This window comes from Streptomyces sp. MGP-P1, from assembly GCF_057766565.1.
In genome coordinates this window covers 1,783,628-1,805,333 of record NZ_JBYMEM010000007.1, presented here as the reverse complement: position 1 = coordinate 1,805,333, position 21,706 = coordinate 1,783,628, and the positions used below count along the sequence as shown (strand labels likewise).

Genomic DNA, 21,706 nt, shown 5'->3' with positions numbered 1-21,706 from the left:
CCGCGGCAGAGCCAGTCTAATGAAGGACTTCGCGCTGTCTAGCCTTACAAAGCATTAACTTTCCGTCGAAGCACTACGGATTTCGTAGGCAGAAGCCTCCTCGCCCAGCAATCTCTCGGCGGCGTTCCGGTGCAACCCGGCCGCCGCGGGGTCCCCGAGCCGGTCGAGCGTGTCGGCGAGCCGCAGCTGGAGCGCCGCCTGAAGCCGCACGTCACCGGCGTGCCGGGCCAGGTCGACGGCCTCCCGGCAGGTCTGGAGCGAGTCGTGCGGCCGGCCCGCGTACTCCTGGACCCGGGCCGCCTCGCTGAGCGCCCGCGCCCGGGCCGCCGGATCGCCGAGCCTGCGGTGGCCCGAGGCGGCGGCCCGCCAGTTCCGCAGCGCCTCGCCGTAGCGCCCGGCGTACGTGTGGACCGCCCCGAGCCGCCCGTACAGCCGGGCCTCCTCGGCGTGCTCGCCCTGGGTCAGCCGCTGGGCGAGCGCCCGCCCGTACCAGTCGGCGGCCCGGTGGTAGTCGCCCAGCTCCTCGTACGCGCCGCCCACGGATTCCATCGCGCGGCCGGTGGCGTACAGGTCCTTCGCGGCCTTTCCGGCGTCCAGCGCGGCCCGGTAGCGGGTCAGCGCGTCCCGGGTGCGGCCGGTGCGGGCGTCCAGGTCCGCGAGGTTCAGCAGGGCGGCCGCCTGCTCGCGGGGCAGCTCGCGGCGGAGCGCCACGTCCAGGACGAGGCCGTGCAGCCCGTACAGCTCGGGGGCCGCCTCCTCCGTCCCCCGGTGCGCGGCCAGCGCCCGCACCAGGGCCGCCACCAGCCGCCGCGCCAGGGTGTCGAGCTCACCGTCCGCCACGGCGAGCCGGGCCGACGCGAGCAGGGCGGGCTGGCGGACCCGCAGCCACGCGCCCGCCTCGTCCGCGTTCGGGAAGCGCAGCGAGCGGGGCAGGCCGGCGAGCCCGCGGCGGGCGGGGGTACTCTCCGGCTCGGTGACCGCCCGGCAGGACTGGAGCCGGCGCACGGTCCGCTCCAGCATCCGGGCGCGGGCGAGCTGGATCTCGGCCGGCCGGTCCCGGTCCTCCAGGAGGGCCAGCAGCAGCGGGGCGAGGCAGCCGGGCACCGCGTACTGCGGGTGGGCCGCGCCGTCCGTCCGCAGCAGCCCCAGCTTCACGAAGTCGTCGAGGGTGGAGCGGGCGGCGGAGACCGAGCAGCCGGCCAGCGCGGAGGCCGTGTGGGCGTCGGCGAGCCCGGCGGGGGCGAGGGCCAGCAGACGCAGTATCCGGGCGGCGGCCTGGGGCAGGGAGTCGTGGACGAGCCGGAACGCGCGGGCCAGCGGGCGGGCGCCGGTGGGCAGGTGCTCGCCCGGGTCGGGGAGCTCGTGCAGCTGCTTGGCGACGTCGGCGACCGAGGCCATGGGGTGCGCGGCGAGCAGGCCGCCCATCAGGGCGAGCGCCGCGGGCTGGCCCCCGCACTCCTCGGACAGACTCTCCGCGGTGCGAGGGTCGACGGTGATGCGGACCTGTCCGATGACGCGGGCGAGCAGCCGCACCGCCGCGCCCGCCTCCAGTCCGCCGAGGGTGCAGGGCCGTACGTCGGGGATGCCGGTCAGCGGCCCGGTCGCGGTGGCGAGGACCAGGCAGTCCGGGTTCTCCGGGAGCAGCGGGTCGACCTGTTCGGCGTCGGCCGCGTCGTCGAGCACCAGGACGACCCGGCGTACGGCGAGGGCCTCGCGGACCATCTCGGAGAGTTCGTCCTGATCGGCGCCGGGCGGGACCGCCACCCCGAGGAGGCCGAGGAGCTCGCCCGCGGTGCGCTCGGTGGGGACGCGTCCGCCGCCGGGGTCGGTGAGGCCGACCCGGAGCACCCCGTCGGGGTAGTCGCCGGAGCCCGTACCGGGAGCGGCCCAGGGCAGTGCGCCCGTGGCGGTCGCGGCGGCCCCGGCGGCGTCGGTTCCGGTGAGCGCCCCGGCCAGTTCCTCGGCGAGTGCGCTGCGGCCGGATCCGGGCCGGCCCGCGATGAGCAGGACCCGGGCCCGGGGGGCTTTGCGGCCGGCCAGGGTGTCGAGGCCGGCCCGCTCGATGTCCGCCCGCAGGGCCTTCAACTCACGTTCGCGGCCGAAGAATCGGGGCGGGGCGGCGCCGGACGGCTCCTCGGCCCCCGGGGCCTTCGCCGGGCCGCTGGTGTCCACCGCCTGATCGGTCACGAGCCACGCTCCACTTCGCTGCACGCGGTGCCCGCCGGAACTCCGGTCGGGTGCGTTTCGAGCGTAGTTCAGCGGTGACGACGATCACTGCGGAGTGGAGCGGAGCACGAGGAACATCCCCCGATCGGATCAGCATTTCTTCATTTTTTACGATCACCAGGTGCTGTGATCGTCCGATCGAGGGTGCGCTGTGCGGCGGCGGACGGCCCGTCAGATGGCCGGGCGGGCCGACGGCCCGTCAGGCCTCGAAGGGCCGGGCCGGCCAGGGCGCCTCGGCGGGGCGCAGGGAGTCGACGCCGTCGCCCGCGCGTACGGCGAAGAGCGCGAGCACCCCGACGACCAGGCAGTTGTTGTGCACGTCCCCCGCGATCACCGAGCGGACCAGCTCGGGCAGCGGCACCCGGGCGTGCTCCATGTCGGCCTCCTCCTCGGCGACCGCGTACCGCTCGCCCTCCGCCTCGGAGAGATCGCGGGCGAGGAAGACCCGCACGGCCTCGTCGCAGCCACCGGGCGTGGTGTAGACGTCGGTCAGCACCCGCCAGTCCTCGGCCTTGACGTGCGCCTCCTCGTACAGCTCGCGCTGAGCGGCGTGCAGGGGGTTCTCGCCGGGGACGTCGAGCAGTCCGGCCGGGATCTCCCAGAGCCGGTGGCGCACCGGGTGCCGGTACTGACGCAGCACGATGACCCGGTCGTCGTCGTCCAGCGCGAGGACGGCGACGGAGCCGGGGTGGACCTGGTAGTCACGGCCGTGGACGGACCCGTCGGGCATCACCACCTGGTCGGTGCGGACGCTGGTCTTGTTGCCGGTGAAGGGGGTCGCGGTCGCGGTGACCTGCCACTCCTCGGGCTTGTCCTGGATACCCATGTACGTCCACGTCCTCCCACGAACCAACGGAAACCGGGGCACCGATCCGCGCAGGATCCGTACCCCGGTCAACCGTAGTGCCTCGGTGTTACGCGTCCGCGCCCTTCGCGGCGGCGACCTGGCGCGCGACGGCGGCCTTCACCAGACCCGCGAAGAGCGGGTGCGGGCGGGTCGGGCGGGAGCGCAGCTCCGGGTGCGCCTGGGTGGCGACCAGGTAGGGGTGCGTCTCGCGCGGGTACTCGACGTACTCGACGAGCTTGTTGTCCGGGGAGGTGCCGGAGAAGACCAGTCCGGCCTTCTTCTCCAGCTCACCGCGGTAGGCGTTGTTGACCTCGTAGCGGTGGCGGTGGCGCTCCTCCACGTACGGCTGGCCGTCGTAGGCCTCGCGGACGAGGGAGCCCTCGGCGAGCTTTGCCGGGTAGAGGCCGAGCCGCATGGTGCCGCCCAGGTCTCCCGCGCCCTCGACGTAGGCGAGCTGCTCCTCCATCGTCGAGATGACGGGGTGGGAGGTGGCGGCGTCGAACTCGGTGGAGTTGGCGTCGGGGATCTCGGCGAGCGAGCGGGCCGCCTCGATCACGATGCACTGGAGGCCGAGGCAGAGGCCGAGCAGCGGGACCTTGTTCTCGCGGGCGTAGCGGATGGCGCCGACCTTGCCGTCGACACCGCGCTCGCCGAAGCCGCCCGGGATGCAGATCGCGTCGACGTCCCCGAGGTGCTCGGCGGCGCCCGCCGCGGTCCGGCAGTCGTCGGAGGTGACCCACTTGACCTTGACCCGGGCCTTGTTGGCGAAGCCGCCGGCGCGGATCGCCTCGGTGACCGAGAGATAGGCGTCGGGCAGGTCGATGTACTTGCCGACCAGCGCGACGGTGACCTCGTGGTCGGGGTTGTGGACCCGGTCCAGCAGATCGTCCCAGGTGGTCCAGTCGACGTCCCGGAACGGCAGGTCGAGCTTGCGCACGACGTAGGCGTCCAGACCCTCGGTGTGCAGCACCTTGGGGATGTCGTAGATCGACCGGGCGTCCGGGCAGGCCACCACGGCGGTCTCGTCGACGTCGCACATCAGCGAGATCTTGCGCTTGATGGCGGTGGGGACCTCGCGGTCGGCGCGCAGCACGATGGCGTCCGGCTGGATGCCGATGTTGCGCAGGGCGGCCACCGAGTGCTGGGTGGGCTTGGTCTTCAGCTCGCCGGAGGGGCCGATGTAGGGCAGCAGCGAGATGTGGACGACGAAGACGTTGTCCCGGCCGACCTCGTGGCGGACCTGGCGGACGGTCTCCAGGAACGGCAGCGACTCGATGTCGCCGACCGTGCCGCCGACCTCCGTGATGACGACGTCCACGTCGTCGGTGGCCATGCGGCGGATGCGGTGCTTGATCTCGTTGGTGATGTGCGGGATGACCTGGACGGTGTCGCCCAGATACTCGCCGCGCCGCTCCTTGGCGATGACCTGCGAGTAGATCTGGCCGGTCGTCACGTTGGCGGAGCCGTCGAGGTCGACGTCGAGGAAGCGCTCGTAGTGGCCGATGTCCAGGTCGGTCTCGGCGCCGTCGTTCGTGACGAACACCTCACCGTGCTGGAAGGGGTTCATCGTGCCCGGGTCGACGTTGAGGTAGGGGTCGAGCTTCTGCATGGTGACCCGCAGGCCCCGTGCCTTGAGCAGGGCACCCAGGCTGGAGGCAGTCAGACCCTTGCCGAGGGAGGAGGCGACACCCCCGGTGACGAAGATGTGCTTGGTCGTCGTGGATGTGGGCTGCATAGCCAAAGGGGGCTCCCGTGGTCGCGATTCTGAGGTGCGTACCGGCGACCGAACCGGGGATTCCGGGGGCGCCGTCGCTGCGGTTCGGGGGCCTCGTGCGCTGTCGCGAACGACCACCGGTCCACGGGCTACCAGGGTAACAGCGACGGCGGGAGGCTGCTTCCGGCCACACCCCGCACAGGGCCGTCACACCTTCACCCCAGGCACTTCACGTCCCACTCGATCAGCTCAGAGATGTTGCGGAGACCGTCGCGCGGATCTTCGCGGCGCGTCGTATCCTGCTCAAACACTCGCTGCCGAGACGGCCGGGCGGCGGCACCACCCAGGCCGCCCACCGGTACAGGACTCGTCGGATCTTCCCGGGTGAAAGACCCTACGACCCCTTGACCTGCAGTAAGCGCCCTCTTACAGGGCGACATGGCCGTTCGACTGGAGACGCACGTGGCCGGGCGCATCGAGGATTACGCACTCATCGGAGACATGCAGACCGCAGCCCTGGTCTGCCGGGACGGCACAGCGGACTGGCTGTGCCTGCCCCGCTTCGATTCGCACGCCGTGTTCGCGGGGCTTCTGGGCACCGAGGAACACGGCTTCTGGCGCATGAGCCCCGCGAGAGCGGAAGGAACGGAACCGGTCTTCGCCGACCGGCGCCGCTATCGCGGTGACTCCCTCGTCCTGGAATCGGAGTGGGACACGCCACGCGGCACCGTACGGGTGACCGATTTCATGCCCCCGCGTGACGGCGCGCCGCAGCTCATCCGGATCGTGGAGGGCGTCAGCGGCCGGGTGCCGATGCGCTCGGAGCTGCGGATGCGTTTCAGCTACGGCCGGGTGACGCCCTGGGTGCACAAGGTCGACAACCGCACGGTCGCCGTCGCCGGTCCGGACTCCGTCTGGCTGGACACCGAGGCGGAGACGTACGGCAAGAACCTGACCACCTACTCCGACTTCACCGTCGGCCCCGGCGAACGGGTGGCGTTCACGATCAGCTGGCAGCCCTCGCACCACGGGCCGCCCGCCCTCCCCGAACCCGAGGGGGCCCTGGAGGCGACCGAGCTGTTCTGGCGCGAATGGGTCGATCAGTGTACGTACCACGGGCCCTATCGGGAGGCGGTCGTCCGCTCCCTGATCACGCTGAAGGCCCTCACGTACGCGCCGACCGGCGGCATCGTCGCGGCCCCGACCACCTCGCTGCCCGAGGAGATCGGGGGCGTACGGAACTGGGACTACCGGTACACCTGGCTGCGGGACGCCGCGATCACCCTCTCCTCGCTGCTGCGCACCGGATACCGGGAGGAGGCCCGCGCCTGGCGCGAGTGGCTGCTGCGGGCGGTGGCGGGCGACCCGGAGAACCTCCAGATCATGTACGGCATCGCCGGCGAGCGCGAGCTCGGCGAGGCGGAGCTGGACTGGCTGCCCGGTTACGAGAACTCCGGCCCGGTCCGGGTCGGCAACGGCGCGGCCAACCAGCTCCAGCTCGATGTGTACGGCGAGGTCACCGAGGCACTGCACCTGGCGCACATGACCGGGCTGACCCGCAACGACTACGCCATGGGCCTCCAGCTCAAGCTGATCGAGTATCTGGAGAAGCACTGGGAGGAGCCCGACGAGGGCATCTGGGAGGTGCGCGGGCCGCGCCGGCACTTCGTGCACTCGAAGGTGATGGCGTGGGTCGCGGTCGACCGGACGATCAAGCTGGTCGAGTCCGGGGACGTCGAAGGCCCGCTGGAGCGGTGGTACCAGCTCCGCGACGACATCCACCGGGACGTCTGCGACCGCGGCTACGACAAGGAGCGCAACACCTTCACCCAGTCCTACGGGTCGAAGGAGCTGGACGCCTCCCTGCTGCTCATCCCGCAGATGGGCTTCCTGCCGCCGGACGACAAGCGGGTCATCGGCACGATCGAGGCGATCCAGCGGGAGCTGTCCACGGAGGACGGCTTCATCCTGCGCTACCCGACGGAAGGCGAGAACGCGGGCGTCGACGGTCTGGCGGGCGACGAGGGCGCGTTCCTGGCCTGCTCGTTCTGGATGGCCGACGACCTCGCGATGATCGGCCGGGTCGACGAGGCGCGTCAGCTGTTCGAGAAGCTGCTGGCGCTCCGCAACGACCTGGGCCTGCTGGCCGAGGAGTGGGACTCCAACCTCCAGCGCCAGGTGGGGAACTTCCCGCAGGCGTTCAGCCATGTCCCGCTGATCGACACGGCTCTGCGGCTGACGGCGAGCGGCGCGTACGTCGGCTGAGCCGCCGACGGTGAGGACGGCCGCCCCGGGCTCTGCGGGGCGGCCGTCGCGCGTTCTCAGGGGGCGGTGAGCGGTTCGGCCGCGTACGCCCGGTGGAGCAGCTCCAGGAACGGCGGGGCGGCCGGCAGCTCGACCGCGCCGATCCGGTGGACGCTCACGCCCGGCGTCCAGGAGTTCATGACGACCGCGCCGGCGAGGGCGGGAAGGTCGTCGGGGGTGATCGCGACGGTCCGCTGTCCGACCCCGAGCCGGTCCAGCTGCCGGCGGACGATGCCCATGGTCGTCCCGGTCAGCAGGCCGGCCCGGGGCCACAGCACCGACGTACCGTCCCAGAAGGCCAGGTTCCAGATCGTCGCCTCGCTGAACCGGCCCTCCCCGTCCAGGAAGGCGGCGTCGTCGAAGCCGTCGGCGACGGCCCTGCGGAGCAGATGCGTCTTGGCCGGCTCGCCGACGTGCTTGATGTGCGGCTGGAACCGGTCGTGCCGGACCGCCGCCAGGGCGAGCGGCCCGGCGGGGCCGGACGACGCCGGGCCGGTGCGCACGAGGAGCGCGGGATCCGCGTCGGCCGCGGTGAACTCGCCCGCCGGGGAGTACACCGTGGCCGTCAGCGAGAGGTCGGCCGGTCCGTCGCGGAGCGCCGTACGCAGACGCGCGCGCACGAGGTCGTCCGGGAGAGCCCGGCCGAACAGCTCCGCCGACGCGGATCTCAGCCGCTCCAGGTGGAGGTCGAGGCCGCGGACCCGGCCGCCCGTGACCTGCACGGCGGTGAAGTGGGCGTGGCCCGCGAAGGCGAGCGGCGCGAGGTCGCCGGTGGTGGCCGTCCGGCCGTTCAGCTGCACGATGTACGGGGAATCCTGGTTCATGGTCCGGACGTTAGGGCCTGACATTGGTGACAAGGTCAAGAAAGAACGGGGCACGGCACATGCTGATCGGGGAGTTGTCCCGGCGGACGGGCGTCAGCGCGCGGTCGCTGCGGTACTACGAGGCGCAGGGGCTGTTGTCGGCCGGGCGGGGCGCGAACGGCTATCGCGCCTACGCCGAGGAGGCCGTGGTGACCGTCACGCAGATCCGCGCGCTGCTGCGGGCGGGCCTGACCACCGAGGTGATCGCCCAGGTGCTGCCGTGTGCCCGGGGCGAGGGGCCCGCGTTCGACTGGTGCGCGGAGCTGCGGGAGATCCTCGGCGGGGAGCTGGCGGTGATGGACGACCGGATCGAGGCGCTGCGGCTGAGCCGGGGCGCGCTCGCGGGGTTGCTGACGACGCCCTGACCGGCGGGCCCGGCACGGCAACGCGTCCGCGCTCCTCCCCTGCGGTGCGCGCCCCGGCGCCCGGGCGGTAGCGTCCTGGACAGGACGACCGCCCGATCGACGGGCAGGGCACAAGGAAGCGGGCCGGTACGTGGAGAGCCACAGCGGAATCACCGTGCAGCGGGCGCTGGAGCTGCCGGGGCTGCGCGCCGGGCTCCCGGAGGTGGTGGCCGGCGCCGACCGGCTGAACCGCACGGTGCGCTGGGTGCACGCGGGAGAGGTCCCGAACATCGCCTCCCTCCTCAAGGGCGGCGAGCTGCTCCTGACCACCGGTCTGGGCCTTGGCGCCCGCCCCGCCGAACAGCGCGCCTTCGTCCGCCGCCTCGCCGACCGGGGCATCGCGGCCCTGGTGGTGGAGCTCGGCCCGCGCTTCGGCCGGCTGCCCGCCTCCATCGTGGACGCCGCCCGCGCGGCCGGGCTCCCGCTGGTCCAGCTGCACCGCGAGGTGCCGTTCGTCGTGGTGACCGAGGAGGTGCACACCGAGATCGTCAACGGGCACTACGCGCTGCTCCAGCAGGCGGAGGAGGTGCACCGGCGCGCGACCCGGGCGCTGCTCGACGGCGGCGGGGTGCCGCAGGTCCTCGGGATCCTCGCCGACTTCACATCCAACCCGGTCTTCCTGGAGACGCCCGACGGCCGGCTCCTGTACGCGGCGTCCACCGGAACCGCCCCGGTGGGCGCGGACCCGCTCCAGATCTGGGAGGGCATGCGCGGCGACCGGGCGGCCCGGGAGAGCCCGCCGGCCGGTGCGGTGCTGGTGGACGTGGACGGCGGCGGTCCCGAGACCGGTGCGGTACGGGCCCGGCTGGTGCTGCTCGCGGTGGCCGGGCCCCTGGCGCCCGTGCACCGGATGGCGGCGGAGCGCGCGGCGGGCCTCCTCGCCGTCGTGCTGATGCAGGCCCGGCAGGAGGAGGAGCTGGCGGCCCGGGGCCGGGGCGACTTCCTCACCGACCTCGCGGAGGGCCGGATCGCCCCCGAGGACGCCCCCGCCCAGGCCCGGGTGCTCGGCTTCCGGCCCGGCGACACCCCGCTGCTCCCGGTGGTGATGCGGCTGGCCCCCGAGCTGTCCCCGTCGGGCAACTGGGCGGTGCTGGCCCGCGCGGTCCTGGAGGAGCTGGCCTCGGTCGGGGTACCGGTGCTGCTCGGCGTACGGCCCGTGGAGGGGCGGGTTCCGCTGCTGGTCGGGCTGCGTTCGGAGGGCGAGCGCACCGCGGTCGCGGACCGGGTGGCGGCGGCGCTGCGGGCCGGGGTGGAGCGGGCGGGCCTCGACCGCGCCGGATCGCGGCCGCCGGTGGTCGTGGTCGGCGTCGCGGGCGGCTGGGCCGCGGCGGGCGCGGGGCTGCGGCACGCGTCGGAGACGGCGACGGCCGCGCAGGGCCTGGACGACCGGCCCTGGTACGACGCCCGGCGCCTCGACATCGACCTGCTGCTGTGGCGGCTGCGGGACCACCCGGACCTGGCGGCGTTCGTGAACCGGGCGATCGGCCCGCTGCGCGAGCACGACCGCACCTCGCGCCCGCCGCTGCTCCCGACGCTCCAGGCGTATCTGGCCCACGCGGGCCGCAAGGCGGAGACCGCCCGCGAGCTGCACCTCAACCGCCAGACGCTCTACAACCGGCTGGCCCGGATCGGCGAGCTGCTGGGCACGGACCTGGACGACCCGCAGACGGTGCTGGCGCTGAGCCTGGCGCTGCGGGCCCGCCGCCACACGACCTGAGAGCAGGCGGGGCCTGGAGCCGGCCGCTTCAGCGCACCCGCCCTGCCGCCGGCGGCTGCGCCAACTCGTCGTAGACGCTGAGCACATGGGCGATCGTGTCGTCCTCGGTGGGCCAGCCCGCCGCCTGCACCCGCCCGGCCGCGGCGAGCCGGGCACGCTCCGCCGGGTCCCCGAGCAGCCCCACGACCGTACGGGCGAGGGCCTCGGCGTTGCCGTAGGGCACCCATGCGGCTGCCTCACCGACCAGTTCGGGCACGCCGCCGACCGCGGTGGCCACGAGCGGGACCCCCGCGCGCAGCGCCGACTGCGCCAGCGGGGAGCGGCCCTCCCACCGGCTCGGCAGCAGGGCCAGGTCGGCGGCGGCGAGCAACTGCCCCACGCCGTCCCGGCTTCCGGTGAGAGTGACGGGCAACTCCTCGTCCCTGATCCGCCGTTGCAGAGCGCCCCGGTCGCGCACCTCCCCCGCGACGACGAGCAGCGGCACGGGGTCGAGACACCGCCAGAGGCGGGCCGCGTCCAGCAGGACGTCGTAGTGATGCGGTACGAGACTGCCGGCGGTCATCAGCAACGGCCGGTCAACCGCCCCCAGTTCGGCCCGCGCCTTGCCCTCGTCGCCGTCACCGGCGGGGCGTGGGCGCGGGTGCGGGAGGGCCACGGGAGCGAACCGGGCATCGCGGGCGCCCCGCTCGCGGGCCCGGTCCACCAGGTCGGACGAGGGGGCCAGGACCACCGCGGCCGCCCGTGCGGCACGCCGTTCCAGCAGGTGCAGGATCTGCCGACGGGCGCCTTCCGCGTACCGCCGCGTGTGCCAGGTCATCACCAGGGGCACGGCTCGGCCGCTCAGCGCGAGGGCGGTGCGGGCGGCCGCGTGGAGTCCATGGGCGTGGACGACGTCCGCACCCGCGCAGGCGGCTCGCAGCGCGGCGACGGCGGCCGGGTCGCTGCGCCGGGGCACCGGAAGGAACCGGGCCCCGGTGGCCGTGAAGTCGTAGGCGCGGTCCACCGCGGACGGGGCGCAGACGGTCACCCGTACCCCACGCGCCACCAGCCCGGCGGCCAGCGAACCGACGTGCGCGCTACTGCCCGCACTGCCGCCGCCCAGGACTTGGACCGTACGCAGTTGTGACACGTTGATTGGCTCCCCGGGGCTCCGGAGTCGGCGGAAAGTACAGCGCCAAGGATGCCAGCCCGTACGCACGTTCCGGGACCGCCGTAACGTTGCTGCCGCACTCAGGGCGACAACCGACCACACCGCACCACCCTCACGGGTGAATATCGAGGCGCGAGATTGTCGAGATCCGCCCGCCGGAAGCACGTACGGGCGGAGGGACCCCCGAGGAGGACCCTCCGCCCGTATCCGTACGGCCGCGCGATCGGCTATTCGGCGCGGGCCGTGGCCAGCAGCTCCTCGGCGTGGGCGCGGGCCGTCTCGGAGTCCTCCTGGCCCGCCAGCATCCGGGACAGCTCCCGGACCCGGTCCTCGCCCTCCAGGACCGTGACGCCGCTGCGGGTCACGGAGCCGTCCACGGTCTTCTCGACCAGCAGCTGCCGGTCGGCGAAGGCCGCCACCTGCGGCAGATGCGTCACGACCACCACCTGGGCGGACCGGGCGAGCTTGGCGAGCCGCCGGCCGACCTCGACCGCCGCCTTGCCGCCGACGCCCGCGTCGACCTCGTCGAAGAGATACGTCGGTACGGGGTCGGAGCCCGCGAAGACGACCTCGACCGCGAGCATCACCCGCGACAGCTCACCGCCCGAAGCGCCCTTGGCGATCGGCCGGGGCTGGGCCCCGGGGTGCGGGGCGAGCAGCAGTTCGACCTCGTCCGCGCCGGAGGGGCCGAAGGCGACGCCGCGCCCGCCGATGTCGATGCCGGACGCCTCGTCCGCCGCCTCCGTCTGCCGGATGGCGAAGGAGACCCGGGCGTGCGGCATGGCGAGCGAGGCCAGCTCGCCCGTCACCGCCTCGGCGAACCGGGCCGCCGCTTCCGTACGCGCATCCGTCAACGCCTGTCCGAGCACCGACAGTTCGGCCCGCAGCCCGTCACGCTCCGCGGTCAGCTCATCGATGCGCTCGTCGTCGCCCTCCAGTTCGGTGAGCCGGCCCGCGCCCTCCTGGGCCCAGGCGAGCACGGCCGTGATGTCGGTGCCGTACTTCCGGGTCAGGGTGGTCAGCTCGGCCCGGCGCTCCTCCACGGCGGCCAGCCGCAGCGGGTCGGCCTCCAGCTGGTCGGCGTACCCGGCCAGCTCGCCGGAGACGTCGGCGATCAGGATGGAGATCTCGCCGATCCGGTCGGCCAGCGCGGCCAGCGCCGGGTCATGGGCCCGGACCCCGTCCAGGGCCTGCCCGGCGGCGGCGACGACCGTCGTCGCGTCGACGCCCTCCGGATCCTCCGGGTTCCCCGCGAGCGCCGTGTGCGCGAGGGAGGCGGCGGAGGCGAGCGCCTCGGCGTGCCCGAGCCGCTCCGCTTCGGCGGCCAGCTCGACGTCCTCGCCCGGCAACGGCTCGACGGCGGCGACCTCGTTCAGGCCGAAACGCAGGAGATCCGCCTCCTGGGCCCGCTCCCGGGCCCGGGTGGTCAGCTCCTCCAAGGTCGCGGCGACGGTCCGCAGCCGCCGGTAGGCGGCCGTGTACGCGGCGTGCGGGACCGCCACACCGTCCCCGGCGTACCGGTCGAGCGCCCCCCGCTGCCGCGCGGGCTTGAGCAGCCCCTGCTGGTCGGTCTGGCCGTGCACGGCGACGAGTTCGTCCGCCAGCTCGGTCAGGACCCCCACCGGCACGGATCTGCCGCCGAGATGGGCCCGTGAGCGTCCTTCCGCCGAGACCGTACGGCTGATGAGCAGCGCGCCGTCGTCGAGTTCCGCCCCGGCCTCCTCGGCCCGCAGCGCCGCCGCGTCGCCCTCGGACACCGTGATCCTGCCCTCGACGACCGCGGCCTTGGCCCCGACCCGTACGAGAGCGGGGTCCGCGCGCCCGCCGAGCAGCAGCCCGAGGCTCGTGACGACCATGGTCTTGCCCGCGCCGGTCTCACCCGTGACCGCGGTGAAACCGGGTGACAGCTCCACCACCGCGTCGTCGATGACTCCGAGCGACCGTATCCGCATCTCCTCCAACACGGACATGACCTTACGAGGTCCCGGGCCGGACGCGCGACGACCCCCGCTCCCGGATTCACTCTCCCGAGGGTCGCGGGGGCCGTGGGGCGTCCTCGTAACCGTCAGTGGGGCGCGCCCCGCCAGCCCGAGACGGGCAGCGCGAACTTCGCCACCAGACGGTCGGTGAACGAGGCCTGGTGGAGCCGCGCCAGCCGTACGGGCACCGCACCGCGCCGCACCTCGACCCGCGCCCCGGCGGGCAGCTCCACGGTCCGCCGCCCGTCGCACCACAGCACCCCGTGCGGGGTGTGCGGCTGGACCTCGACCGCGAGCACCGACGTGGGCGAGGTCACCAGCGGCTTGGCGAACAGCGCGTGGGCGCTGATCGGGACCATCAGCAGCGCCTCGACCTCGGGCCAGACGACGGGCCCGCCCGCCGAGAAGGCGTACGCGGTCGAACCGGTCGGGGTCGCGCAGACGATCCCGTCACAGCCGAACCCGGTGACCGGTCGGCCGTCGATCTCCAGGACCACTTCGAGCATCCGCTCGGGCGACACCTTCTGCACGGCGGCCTCGTTGAGCGCCCAGTCGGTGTGCACGACCTCGCCGTTGCTGTGCACGACGACGTCGATCGTCATCCGCTCCTCGACCTCGTAGTCGCGGGTGACGACCCGGGAGACCACCTTGTCGAGGTCGTCGCGCTCGGCCTCGGCGAGGAAGCCGACGCGTCCGAGGTTGACACCGAGCATCGGCACCCCGGAGGCGCGGGAGAACTCCGCGCCGCGCAGCAGGGTGCCGTCACCGCCGAGGACGATCAGCAGCTCGCAGCCGTCCACGGCGGAGGGGCTGGTGTCGGTGACCGTCTCCACGGTGTCCGGCAGCGGCAGATCGGCCGCCTCGGTCGCCGAGACCCGCACGCCGAGCCCGTTGCGCAGCAGACCCTGCACGACGAGCTCCGCGCTGCGGATCGCGGCCGGCCGGCCGGTGTGCGCCAAAAGGAAGACAGTTCGTGCCGCATTCGTGGTCACATTCGTCGTCAACGAGGCCCCTCCGCCACTGCACGGTCGACATCCGCGGGATCCAGCTCAGGTGCGCCGGCCCGCAGCCACAGAAAGTACTCGACGTTCCCCGACGGGCCGGGCAGCGGACTGGCCGTCACCCCCCGGACACCGAGACCGAGCCCCCAGGCCCGGCGCGCCACCTCACGCACGGCTTCGGCGCGCAGCTCCGGGCTCCGCACCACTCCGCCGCTGCCGAGCCGCTCCTTGCCCACCTCGAACTGCGGTTTGACCATGAGGACCAGGTCGGCCTCGGGTCCGGCGCAGCGGGCGAGGGCGGGCAGCACGAGGCCCAGCGGAATGAACGACAGATCCCCCACCACGAGGTCGACCGCCTCCCCGTCGATGGCCTCCAAGGTCAACTCCCGCACGTTGGTACGGTCCTTGACGACGACCCGTTCATCGGACTGCAACGACCACGCGAGCTGCCCGTAGCCGACGTCGACGGCGACGACCTGCCGGGCCCCCGCCCGCAGCAGCACGTCGGTGAACCCGCCGGTCGACGCCCCGGCGTCCAGCGCCCGCCGCCCCGGCACGGTCAGCCCGAGCGGCACGAAGGCGGCGAGCGCCCCGGCCAGCTTGTGGCCGCCGCGCGAGACGTAGTCCGGATCGCCGTCGTCCTTGGTCACGACGATCGCGGCGGCCGTCTCGACCTGGGTGGCGGGTTTGGTCGCGGTGGTGCGGCCGACGGTGACGCGCCCCGCGGCGATCAGCTGGCTCGCGTGCTCGCGCGAGCGGGCGAGCTTGCGGCGTACCAGCTCGGCGTCGAGGCGGCGACGTGCCACTCCTGCCACGTTCGGTTCAGCTCCTGTTGTCGTGATGCGTGTGCTGCGAAGGCGTGGGTACGGGACCGGGCACAGCGGCCGGACGGGCGTCCAGCGAGGTCAGCTCGGCCCGCAGCCCACGGTGTACATCCTCGTACACCTCGATGTGCCCGTCCGCCGGGAGGTGGTCCGCATCGGCCAGGCGCTCCAGCCGGGCGTCCACCGCTCCATGGCCGGTGGGGGTGCGCACGACCCCCAGGGGTAGGGGCTCGGCGGGCGTGCTCGCGGGCGGTGTCCCCGCCTCCGGCGTCCAGTCGCTCATGCCGAAACGCTACATGGGCGGGCCGGTGTACCGTCGAGCACGATGGCGACCATGGCTGAGTGCCGCAGCGCACTGACACGACTTTCCGACAACCTCGCAGCCGCCGAGGACGACGTGCGCGGCGCAGCCGCCCTCGACCGCTCGCTGAGCTGTCACGTCAAGGACCTCGACATCACGTTCACCGGCAGGCTCGCCGGTGGCCGGATCCAGGTGCGGGACACGGTCGAGGGCCCACCCCGGGAGAAGGCCGAGATCAGGCTCGCGATGACGGGCGACGACCTGGTGGCACTGGTGGACGGCGACCTGAACTTCGCGAAGGCGTGGAGCTCGGGCCGCGTACGCCTGGAGGCGGGCTTCCGCGACCTGCTGAAACTGAGATCGCTGCTGTAGGTGTTTCGAGCGCGTCCCGGCCCGCACTCTCACGGACGTGCGACGGCACAATCAAGCCCGTCCGGCGATGGAGGACAGAGCGCCCACCGGGGCGCACCCCGCACCCGCCGCCGCACCCCCGGCCCACCCCTTACGCGGCGGCGACCTTCCGAGCCCTACGGGCGGCGGGCACCACCAGCGGCGTCCCCGTCTCCGGATCGTCGATCACCTGGCACCGCATCCCGAACACCCGCTCCACCAACGCCGCGTCGACCACCTCGGAGGGCGGTCCCGCCGCGACGACGTCCCCGTCCCGCATCGCGATGAGATGGGTGGCGTACCGCGCCGCGTGGTTCAGGTCGTGGAGCACCGCGACCAGCGTGCGGCCCTGCGTCTCGTGCAGCTCCGCGCACAGGTCGAGGACATCGATCTGGTGCTGGATGTCGAGGTACGTCGTCGGCTCGTCGAGCAGCAGCAACGGCGTCTGCTGGGCCAGCGCCATGGCGATCCAGACCCGCTGACGCTGACCACCGGACAGTTCGTCGACATAGCGATCGGCCAGCTCGGCGACGCCGGTGGACTCCATGGACGCGTCGACGACCCGCTCGTCCTCCGGCGACCACTGCCGCAGCAGCCCCTGGTGGGGATAGCGGCCGCGGGCGACGAGGTCGGCGACGGTGATCCCGTCGGGGGCTATGGAGGACTGCGGCAGCAGCCCCAGCGTCCGGGCCACCTTCTTCGCCGGCAGCTGGTGGATGGCCTGCCCGTCCAGCAGCACCTGCCCCCGGCTCGGCTTCAGCATCCGGGCGAGGGCGCGCAGCAGGGTCGACTTGCCGCAGGCGTTGGGACCGACGATCACGGTGAAGGAGTTGTCGGGAATCTCCACCGAGAGGTTCTCGGTGATGACCCGCTGGTCGTAGCCGAGGGTCACCGATTCTGCGGTGAGGCGCTGCATGGTCGTACTCCCGGAGTCGGCGAGGTGGAGCGGCACGGCGCGGGGCACGGGCAGACCACCGAGCAGCACCAAGTTAGGTTAACCTATCTTCCTCTTCGCGCCACTGGTCGCGGGCCGCCGCCCCACCCCCTCGACGCCCTCAACACCTCCGCGCCCCAAGGGCGTCGGACGGCGCCGGGGCCCGGTGCGCGCGGGGAGCACCAGGGCCCGTCCGTCGGGCCGCGCCGGGGATCCGGTTCAGAGCCCGAGCCCGGCGAGGGCCTTCCCCGTCACCAGCCCGCACACACCCGGACCGGCGAAGGCCCAGGCCGCCGCGCAGAGCGCCCGCAGCCCGTCGAGCGCCTCGCCCTCGCCCTCCAGCACCAGCTCGCCCCCGCGCACGGCAGCCGTCCAGCCCCCGCACCGGAAGGCCTCACCGGCAGGCGTCACCTCGGGCTGCCCGGTCAGCAGCCCCCGCAGGTCCCGGTCCACATAGGTCGGGCGGTGCTGCGGCGGGGCGGCCAGCAGCTGCGCCGCGTCGGTCACCCCGGTCAGCACCAGCAGCGAGTCCACGCCCCCGTTGAACGCGCCCTCGATGTCCGTGTCCAGCCGGTCCCCGACGACGAGCGGCCGCTTCGCCCCCGTCCGCAGCACGGTCTCGCGGTGCATCGGCGGCAACGGCTTCCCGGCGACCTGCGGCTCGGCCCCGGTGGCGATCCGGACGACCTCGACCGCGGCCCCGTTGCCGGGCGCGATGCCCCGGGCGCCCGGGATGGTCAGGTCGGTGTTGGACGCGAACCACGGCAGCCCGCGCCGGATCGCGTAGCTCGCCTCGGCGAACCGCCCCCACGCCATGTCCGGTCCGCCGTAGCCCTGGACCACGGCCGCCGGGTCGTCGTCCGCCGACTCCACCGGCACCAGCCCGCGCTCACGCAGCGCGACCCGCAGCCCTTCGCCGCCGATCGCCAGCACCCGTGCCCCGGGGGGCAGTTGGTCGGCGACCAGCCGGGCGACGGCCTGGGCGGAGGTGATCACGTCGGCGGCCTCGGCGGGCACCCCGAGCTCCGTCAGGTGCTCGGCCACCGCGTCCGGCGTGCGCAGCGCGTTGTTGGTGACGTACGCGAGGTGCATGCCCCCGGCCCGCGCCCGAGCCAGCGCTTCCACGGCGTGGCCAATGGCCTCGCCGCCCGCGTACACGACCCCGTCGAGGTCGAGGAGAGCCGTGTCGTACGCCTCGCTCAGCACCGTACCGCTCCCCGCCGGCCGGGACCTGTCCTGCTGGTGGCTCATATGACTCGCTCCTCTTCCACGCGTTCTGCCCCGATCATCGCGTATGCCCTCTGCACACATACGATGCCCTGATGAACACTTCAGGCCCCGTCGACCAGGGGCTGCGGCTTTTCCCGTTCCGCGGACTGCGTTACGTCCCCGAGCGGGTCGGCAGCCTCGCCGCCGTGACGTCGCCCCCGTACGACGTGGTCGTCAGGCCCGACGGGCTGCACCACCTGGAGTCCGCGGATCCGCACAACATCGTGCGTCTCATCCTCCCCCAGGCCGAGACCGCCCGGGACCGGCACCGGCAGGCGGCCGCCACCCTGGAGCGCTGGCTGGCCGAGGGCGTCATCGCCCCGGACCCGGACCCGGTGCTGTACGTCTACGAGCAGCGGAACGACGAGATCCTCCAGCGGGGCCTGATCGGCGCCCTGGCCCTCTCCCCCGCCTCCGAGGGCATCGTGCTGCCCCACGAGGACGTCATGGACGACGTCGTCGCGGACCGCGCGGAGCTGATGCGTACGACAGGGGCCCATCTGGAGCCGCTGCTGCTGACCTACCGGGGCGGGACGGGCGCACCGGCCGGGGCGGCTGCGGTGATCGAGCGCACGGTCCGGCGGGAACCGCTGCTCGCCACCACGACGGAGGACGGCTTCCGGCACCGCCTCTGGGCCGTGACGGACCCGGCCGAACGGAGCGCGATCGCGTCCGACCTCGCCCGGCGCCAGGCGCTCATCGCGGACGGCCACCACCGCTGGGCCACCTACCTCCGGCTCCAGCGGGAACAGACCGCGCCCGGGCCGTGGGACCACGGCCTCGTCCTCCTCGTCGACACGGCCCGCCACCCCCTCCAGGTCCGCGCCATCCACCGGCTGCTGCGCGGGCTGCCGGTCTCCCGGGCCCTGAAGGCGCTGACCGGCCTCTTCCGCGTCCGGCGAGTCGAGGGGCTGCTCCCCGGGGCCCTCGACGCACTGGCCGAAGCGGCGGCCGGGGGCAACGCGTTCCTCCTCGCCGGCGACGGCGGCTTCCACCTGGTGGACCGCCCCGACCCGGCTCTGCTGGCCCGCACCATCCGGACGGACCGCCCCGACGCCTGGCGCACCCTGGACGCGACGGTCCTGCACTCCGCGCTGCTGGACGACGTGTGGCGTATCCCGGACGCGCCGGAGCACATCGGCTACATCCACGACACCGCGGCAGCCGTCGAGCAGGCGGAACGGCTCGACGCCACGGCGGTCCTGATGCATCCCGTACGCGAAGAGGTCGTCCGGGACCTGGCCCGGCAGGGCGTCACCATGCCCAGGAAGTCGACGTCGTTCGGACCGAAGCCGGCCACGGGTCTGGTCATGCGAAGCCTCGCCCTCGACTGATCCGCGACGCTGCCCGGGGGCCGCCGGACCGATAGGGAACGTGAGGAGGGGCGGCACTCCGACCGGAGTGCCGCCCCTCCTCACCAACTGCTAAGCCTTGACCGAACCGTCCCCGGAACCGTCCTGGTCCCCGTCCTGCTCGTCATCGAGGTCGGCGTCGCCTCGGGCGTCGTCCTCGTGGTCGAGGTCTCCGGACCCGGCCTCCTGGACCGCGTCCTCCTCGGCCGTCTCGTCGTCACCGAGGACATCGACGAATTCGACGCCGTCGAGCGCGGCGAGCCGGTCCGACGCATCGGTGGAACCGTCCTTGTCGGCCTCCAGCGCCTTTTCGAACCACTCCCGCGCCTCGTCCTCGCGCCCCGCCTCCAGCAGGGCGTCCGCGTACGCGTAGCGAAGTCGCGGCGTCCACGGCTGCACCGAGTTGGACGCGAGCTCGGGGCTCTGGAGCGTCACGATGGCGGCGTCGATCTGGCCCATGTCACGACGTGCCCCGGCGGCCACCAGGCGCATCTCGACCTGTCCGGCCTTGTCCAGCCTCTGCACCTCGGGCTCGCCGGCCATGGCCATCGCCCGCTCGGGACGCCCGAGCCCACGCTCGCAGTCCGCCATGACGGGCCACAGGTCCACGGACCCGGTCATCCGCCGGGACGCCCGGAACTCGGCGAGCGCCTCGGCGTACTTCTGTGTCGCGTATGCCGCGAACCCGGCCGCCTCACGCACAGCGGCAACGCGGGACGCGAGCCGGAGGGCGATACGGGCGTACGCGTACGCCTCCTCGGGGTCCTCGTCGATCAGCCGGGCCACCATGACCAGGTTGCGCGCTACGTCCTCGGCAAGGGTCTTCGGCAGGCTCATGAGCTCCTGGCGTACGTCCTTGTCGATCTCGTGGCCCGTGACGTCGTCCGGAATCGGAAGCCGCTTGATCGGCTCACGATCGCGGTCGCCGCCCCGGTCGTCGCGTCCCCGGAAACCACCACGGTCCCGGTCGTCGCGCTGACCGCCGCGGTATCCGCCCCGGTCCCTGTCGCCGCCTCGGTTGTCGTCGCGGCGGAAACCGCCGCCGGTCGGCCTGCTGTCGTCACGGCGGAAACCGCCGCCGGAGGAGCCGCCGGAGGGCCGGTCGTCGTCACGGCGCGGGCCACGGGGCCGGTCGTCACGACGTTCGAAGCCACCGCTGGGGCGGCCACCACGGTCATCACGCTGCTGACCACCCCGGTACCCGCCACGGTCGTCGTCACGACGAGGCCCACGATCACGGTCCCCACCACGACTGTCATCACGACGGAACCCACCACCGGAGGAGCCACCGGAAGGCCGGTTGTCGTCACGACGGAACCCACCACCGGAGCCACTGCCCCGGTTGTCGTCGCGGCGGAAACCGCCGCCGGAGGAGCCGCCGGAGGGCCGGTCGTCGTCACGGCGCGGGCCACGGGGCCGGTCATCACGACGTTCGAAGCCACCGCTGGGGCGGCCACCACGGTCATCACGCTGCTGACCACCCCGGTACCCACCACGGTCGTCGTCACGACGAGGCCCACGATCACGGTCCCCACCACGACTCTCGTCACGACGGAACCCACCACCGGAGGAGCCACCGGAAGGCCGGTTGTCGTCACGACGGAAACCGCCACCGGAGGGCCGGTCGTCGTCACGACGGGGGCCACGGGGCCGGTCGTCACGACGCTCGAAGCCACCGCCACGGTTGTCATCCCGACGGAAACCACCGCCGGAGCCACCGCCCCGGTTGTCGTCACGGCGGAAACCACCACCGGTCGGCCTGCTGTCGTCACGGCGGAAACCGCCGCCGGAGGAGCCGCCGGAGGGCCGGTCGTCGTCGCGGCGCGGACCGCGCGGCCGGTCGTCGCGACGTTCGAAGCCACCGCTGGGGCGGCCACCACGGTCATCACGCTGCTGACCACCCCGGTATCCACCACGGTCGTCGTCACGACGAGTCCCACGATCACGGTCCCCACCACGACTGTCGTCACGACGGAACCCACCACCGGAGGAGCCACCGGAAGGCCGGTTGTCGTCACGACGGAAACCGCCGCCGCCGGCGCCACCGCCCCGGTTGTCGTCACGGCGGAAACCACCACCGGTCGGCCTGCTGTCGTCACGACGCGGGCCGCGGTCGCGGTCACGGTCGTCGCGGCGGAAGCCACCGCCAGTGCTGCCACCGGTGCCGGAAGGCCGGCTGTCGTCACGGCGGAAACCGCCACGGTCGTTGTCGCGTCGAGGGGCGCCGGAACCGGACCGGTCGTCACGACCACCGCGGTAACCGCCCCTGTCACCGCCGTCCCGGCGACGCGGCTCGCGCTCCGGACGATCGTCGGGAGAGTTGGTGGACATGGGTGTGACTCCTGTCTTCGGGTACCACAGACATTCTCGCGCAGCCGACCAGTCGACGCGCTTCGGGAAAAACAAAAGGACCCCTGGTCCCAGCGTTGAA

Annotated in this window: 18 protein-coding genes; 6 read left to right on the top strand and 12 right to left on the bottom strand. The window is 73.4% G+C overall.

What is annotated here, in order from left to right; genetic code table 11:
• Positions 1 to 54: 54 nt before the first annotated feature.
• The 3 genes from AC3CH1_RS29585 to pyrG form a co-directional block, all read right to left on the bottom strand.
• Entirely contained in the window at positions 55 to 2,187 is a 2,133-nt protein-coding gene (locus AC3CH1_RS29585; RefSeq protein WP_488465690.1) for a tetratricopeptide repeat protein, read from the bottom strand.
• A 238-nt stretch (positions 2,188 to 2,425) separates the two neighbouring features.
• Entirely contained in the window at positions 2,426 to 3,052 is a 627-nt protein-coding gene (locus AC3CH1_RS29580; protein WP_488465689.1) for an NUDIX domain-containing protein, read from the bottom strand.
• Between the two features lie 88 nt (positions 3,053 to 3,140).
• Positions 3,141 to 4,808, bottom strand: a complete 1,668-nt coding sequence (gene pyrG / locus AC3CH1_RS29575) for a CTP synthase (protein ID WP_018959665.1) — start codon at positions 4,806 to 4,808, stop codon at positions 3,141 to 3,143.
• A gap of 441 nt (positions 4,809 to 5,249) precedes the next feature.
• Between pyrG and AC3CH1_RS29570 the strand changes: the two genes are divergently transcribed.
• The gene (locus tag AC3CH1_RS29570; RefSeq protein ID WP_488466767.1) at positions 5,250 to 7,052 is read left to right on the top strand and encodes a glycoside hydrolase family 15 protein; all 1,803 of its coding nucleotides are present in this window, start codon (positions 5,250 to 5,252) and stop codon (positions 7,050 to 7,052) included.
• Positions 7,053 to 7,108: 56 nt separating this feature from the next.
• Here AC3CH1_RS29570 and AC3CH1_RS29565 read toward each other — a convergent pair whose 3' ends face one another.
• The gene (locus tag AC3CH1_RS29565; protein WP_488465688.1) at positions 7,109 to 7,915 is read right to left on the bottom strand and encodes an aminotransferase class IV family protein; all 807 of its coding nucleotides are present in this window, start codon (positions 7,913 to 7,915) and stop codon (positions 7,109 to 7,111) included.
• Between the two features lie 59 nt (positions 7,916 to 7,974).
• Between AC3CH1_RS29565 and AC3CH1_RS29560 the strand changes: the two genes are divergently transcribed.
• Both AC3CH1_RS29560 and AC3CH1_RS29555 read left to right on the top strand, forming a co-directional pair.
• Positions 7,975 to 8,319, top strand: coding sequence for a MerR family transcriptional regulator (locus AC3CH1_RS29560; RefSeq protein WP_488465687.1), 345 nt, complete (start codon positions 7,975 to 7,977; stop codon positions 8,317 to 8,319).
• Between the two features lie 130 nt (positions 8,320 to 8,449).
• Positions 8,450 to 10,075: a PucR family transcriptional regulator gene (locus AC3CH1_RS29555; protein ID WP_488465686.1), complete on the top strand. Its 1,626-nt coding sequence runs from the start codon at positions 8,450 to 8,452 to the stop codon at positions 10,073 to 10,075.
• Between the two features lie 28 nt (positions 10,076 to 10,103).
• Here the strand turns inward: AC3CH1_RS29555 and AC3CH1_RS29550 are convergent, their stop codons facing one another.
• The 5 genes from AC3CH1_RS29550 to AC3CH1_RS29530 all read right to left on the bottom strand — a co-directional run bounded on the left by AC3CH1_RS29550 (position 10,104) and on the right by AC3CH1_RS29530 (position 15,312).
• Positions 10,104 to 11,204 carry a glycosyltransferase family 4 protein gene (locus AC3CH1_RS29550; protein WP_488465685.1) on the bottom strand — a complete coding sequence of 367 codons (1,101 nt, stop codon included), beginning with the start codon at positions 11,202 to 11,204 and terminating at the stop codon, positions 10,104 to 10,106.
• A 248-nt stretch (positions 11,205 to 11,452) separates the two neighbouring features.
• Positions 11,453 to 13,195, bottom strand: coding sequence for a DNA repair protein RecN (gene recN, locus AC3CH1_RS29545; protein WP_488465684.1), 1,743 nt, complete (start codon positions 13,193 to 13,195; stop codon positions 11,453 to 11,455).
• Between the two features lie 95 nt (positions 13,196 to 13,290).
• Entirely contained in the window at positions 13,291 to 14,196 is a 906-nt protein-coding gene (locus AC3CH1_RS29540; protein ID WP_488466766.1) for an NAD kinase, read from the bottom strand.
• 8 nt (positions 14,197 to 14,204) lie between these two features.
• On the bottom strand, positions 14,205 to 15,020 hold the full coding sequence (locus tag AC3CH1_RS29535; RefSeq protein WP_361883316.1) for a TlyA family RNA methyltransferase: 816 nt from the start codon (positions 15,018 to 15,020) through the stop codon (positions 14,205 to 14,207).
• Positions 15,021 to 15,027: 7 nt separating this feature from the next.
• Entirely contained in the window at positions 15,028 to 15,312 is a 285-nt protein-coding gene (locus tag AC3CH1_RS29530) for a hypothetical protein (RefSeq protein ID WP_488465683.1), read from the bottom strand.
• 42 nt (positions 15,313 to 15,354) lie between these two features.
• Between AC3CH1_RS29530 and AC3CH1_RS29525 the strand changes: the two genes are divergently transcribed.
• A complete protein-coding gene (locus AC3CH1_RS29525) occupies positions 15,355 to 15,702 on the top strand; it encodes an SCP2 sterol-binding domain-containing protein (protein WP_488465682.1) in 348 nt (115 codons plus the stop codon).
• 130 nt (positions 15,703 to 15,832) lie between these two features.
• Here AC3CH1_RS29525 and AC3CH1_RS29520 read toward each other — a convergent pair whose 3' ends face one another.
• Together AC3CH1_RS29520 and AC3CH1_RS29515 are read right to left on the bottom strand one after the other, a co-directional pair.
• The gene (locus tag AC3CH1_RS29520; protein ID WP_488466765.1) at positions 15,833 to 16,636 is read right to left on the bottom strand and encodes an ABC transporter ATP-binding protein; all 804 of its coding nucleotides are present in this window, start codon (positions 16,634 to 16,636) and stop codon (positions 15,833 to 15,835) included.
• Between the two features lie 237 nt (positions 16,637 to 16,873).
• The gene (locus tag AC3CH1_RS29515) at positions 16,874 to 17,905 is read right to left on the bottom strand and encodes an HAD-IIA family hydrolase (protein ID WP_488465681.1); all 1,032 of its coding nucleotides are present in this window, start codon (positions 17,903 to 17,905) and stop codon (positions 16,874 to 16,876) included.
• A gap of 71 nt (positions 17,906 to 17,976) precedes the next feature.
• Here AC3CH1_RS29515 and AC3CH1_RS29510 point away from each other — a divergent pair, with 71 nt between their 5' ends.
• Positions 17,977 to 19,257, top strand: coding sequence for a DUF1015 family protein (locus tag AC3CH1_RS29510; protein WP_488465680.1), 1,281 nt, complete (start codon positions 17,977 to 17,979; stop codon positions 19,255 to 19,257).
• Between the two features lie 90 nt (positions 19,258 to 19,347).
• Here the strand turns inward: AC3CH1_RS29510 and AC3CH1_RS29505 are convergent, their stop codons facing one another.
• Positions 19,348 to 20,112, bottom strand: coding sequence for a tetratricopeptide repeat protein (locus tag AC3CH1_RS29505; RefSeq protein WP_488465679.1), 765 nt, complete (start codon positions 20,110 to 20,112; stop codon positions 19,348 to 19,350).
• A gap of 30 nt (positions 20,113 to 20,142) precedes the next feature.
• Here AC3CH1_RS29505 and AC3CH1_RS29500 point away from each other — a divergent pair, with 30 nt between their 5' ends.
• Positions 20,143 to 21,705, top strand: a complete 1,563-nt coding sequence (locus tag AC3CH1_RS29500; protein WP_488465678.1) for a hypothetical protein — start codon at positions 20,143 to 20,145, stop codon at positions 21,703 to 21,705.
• The last annotated feature ends 1 nt before the right edge of the window (position 21,706 follow it).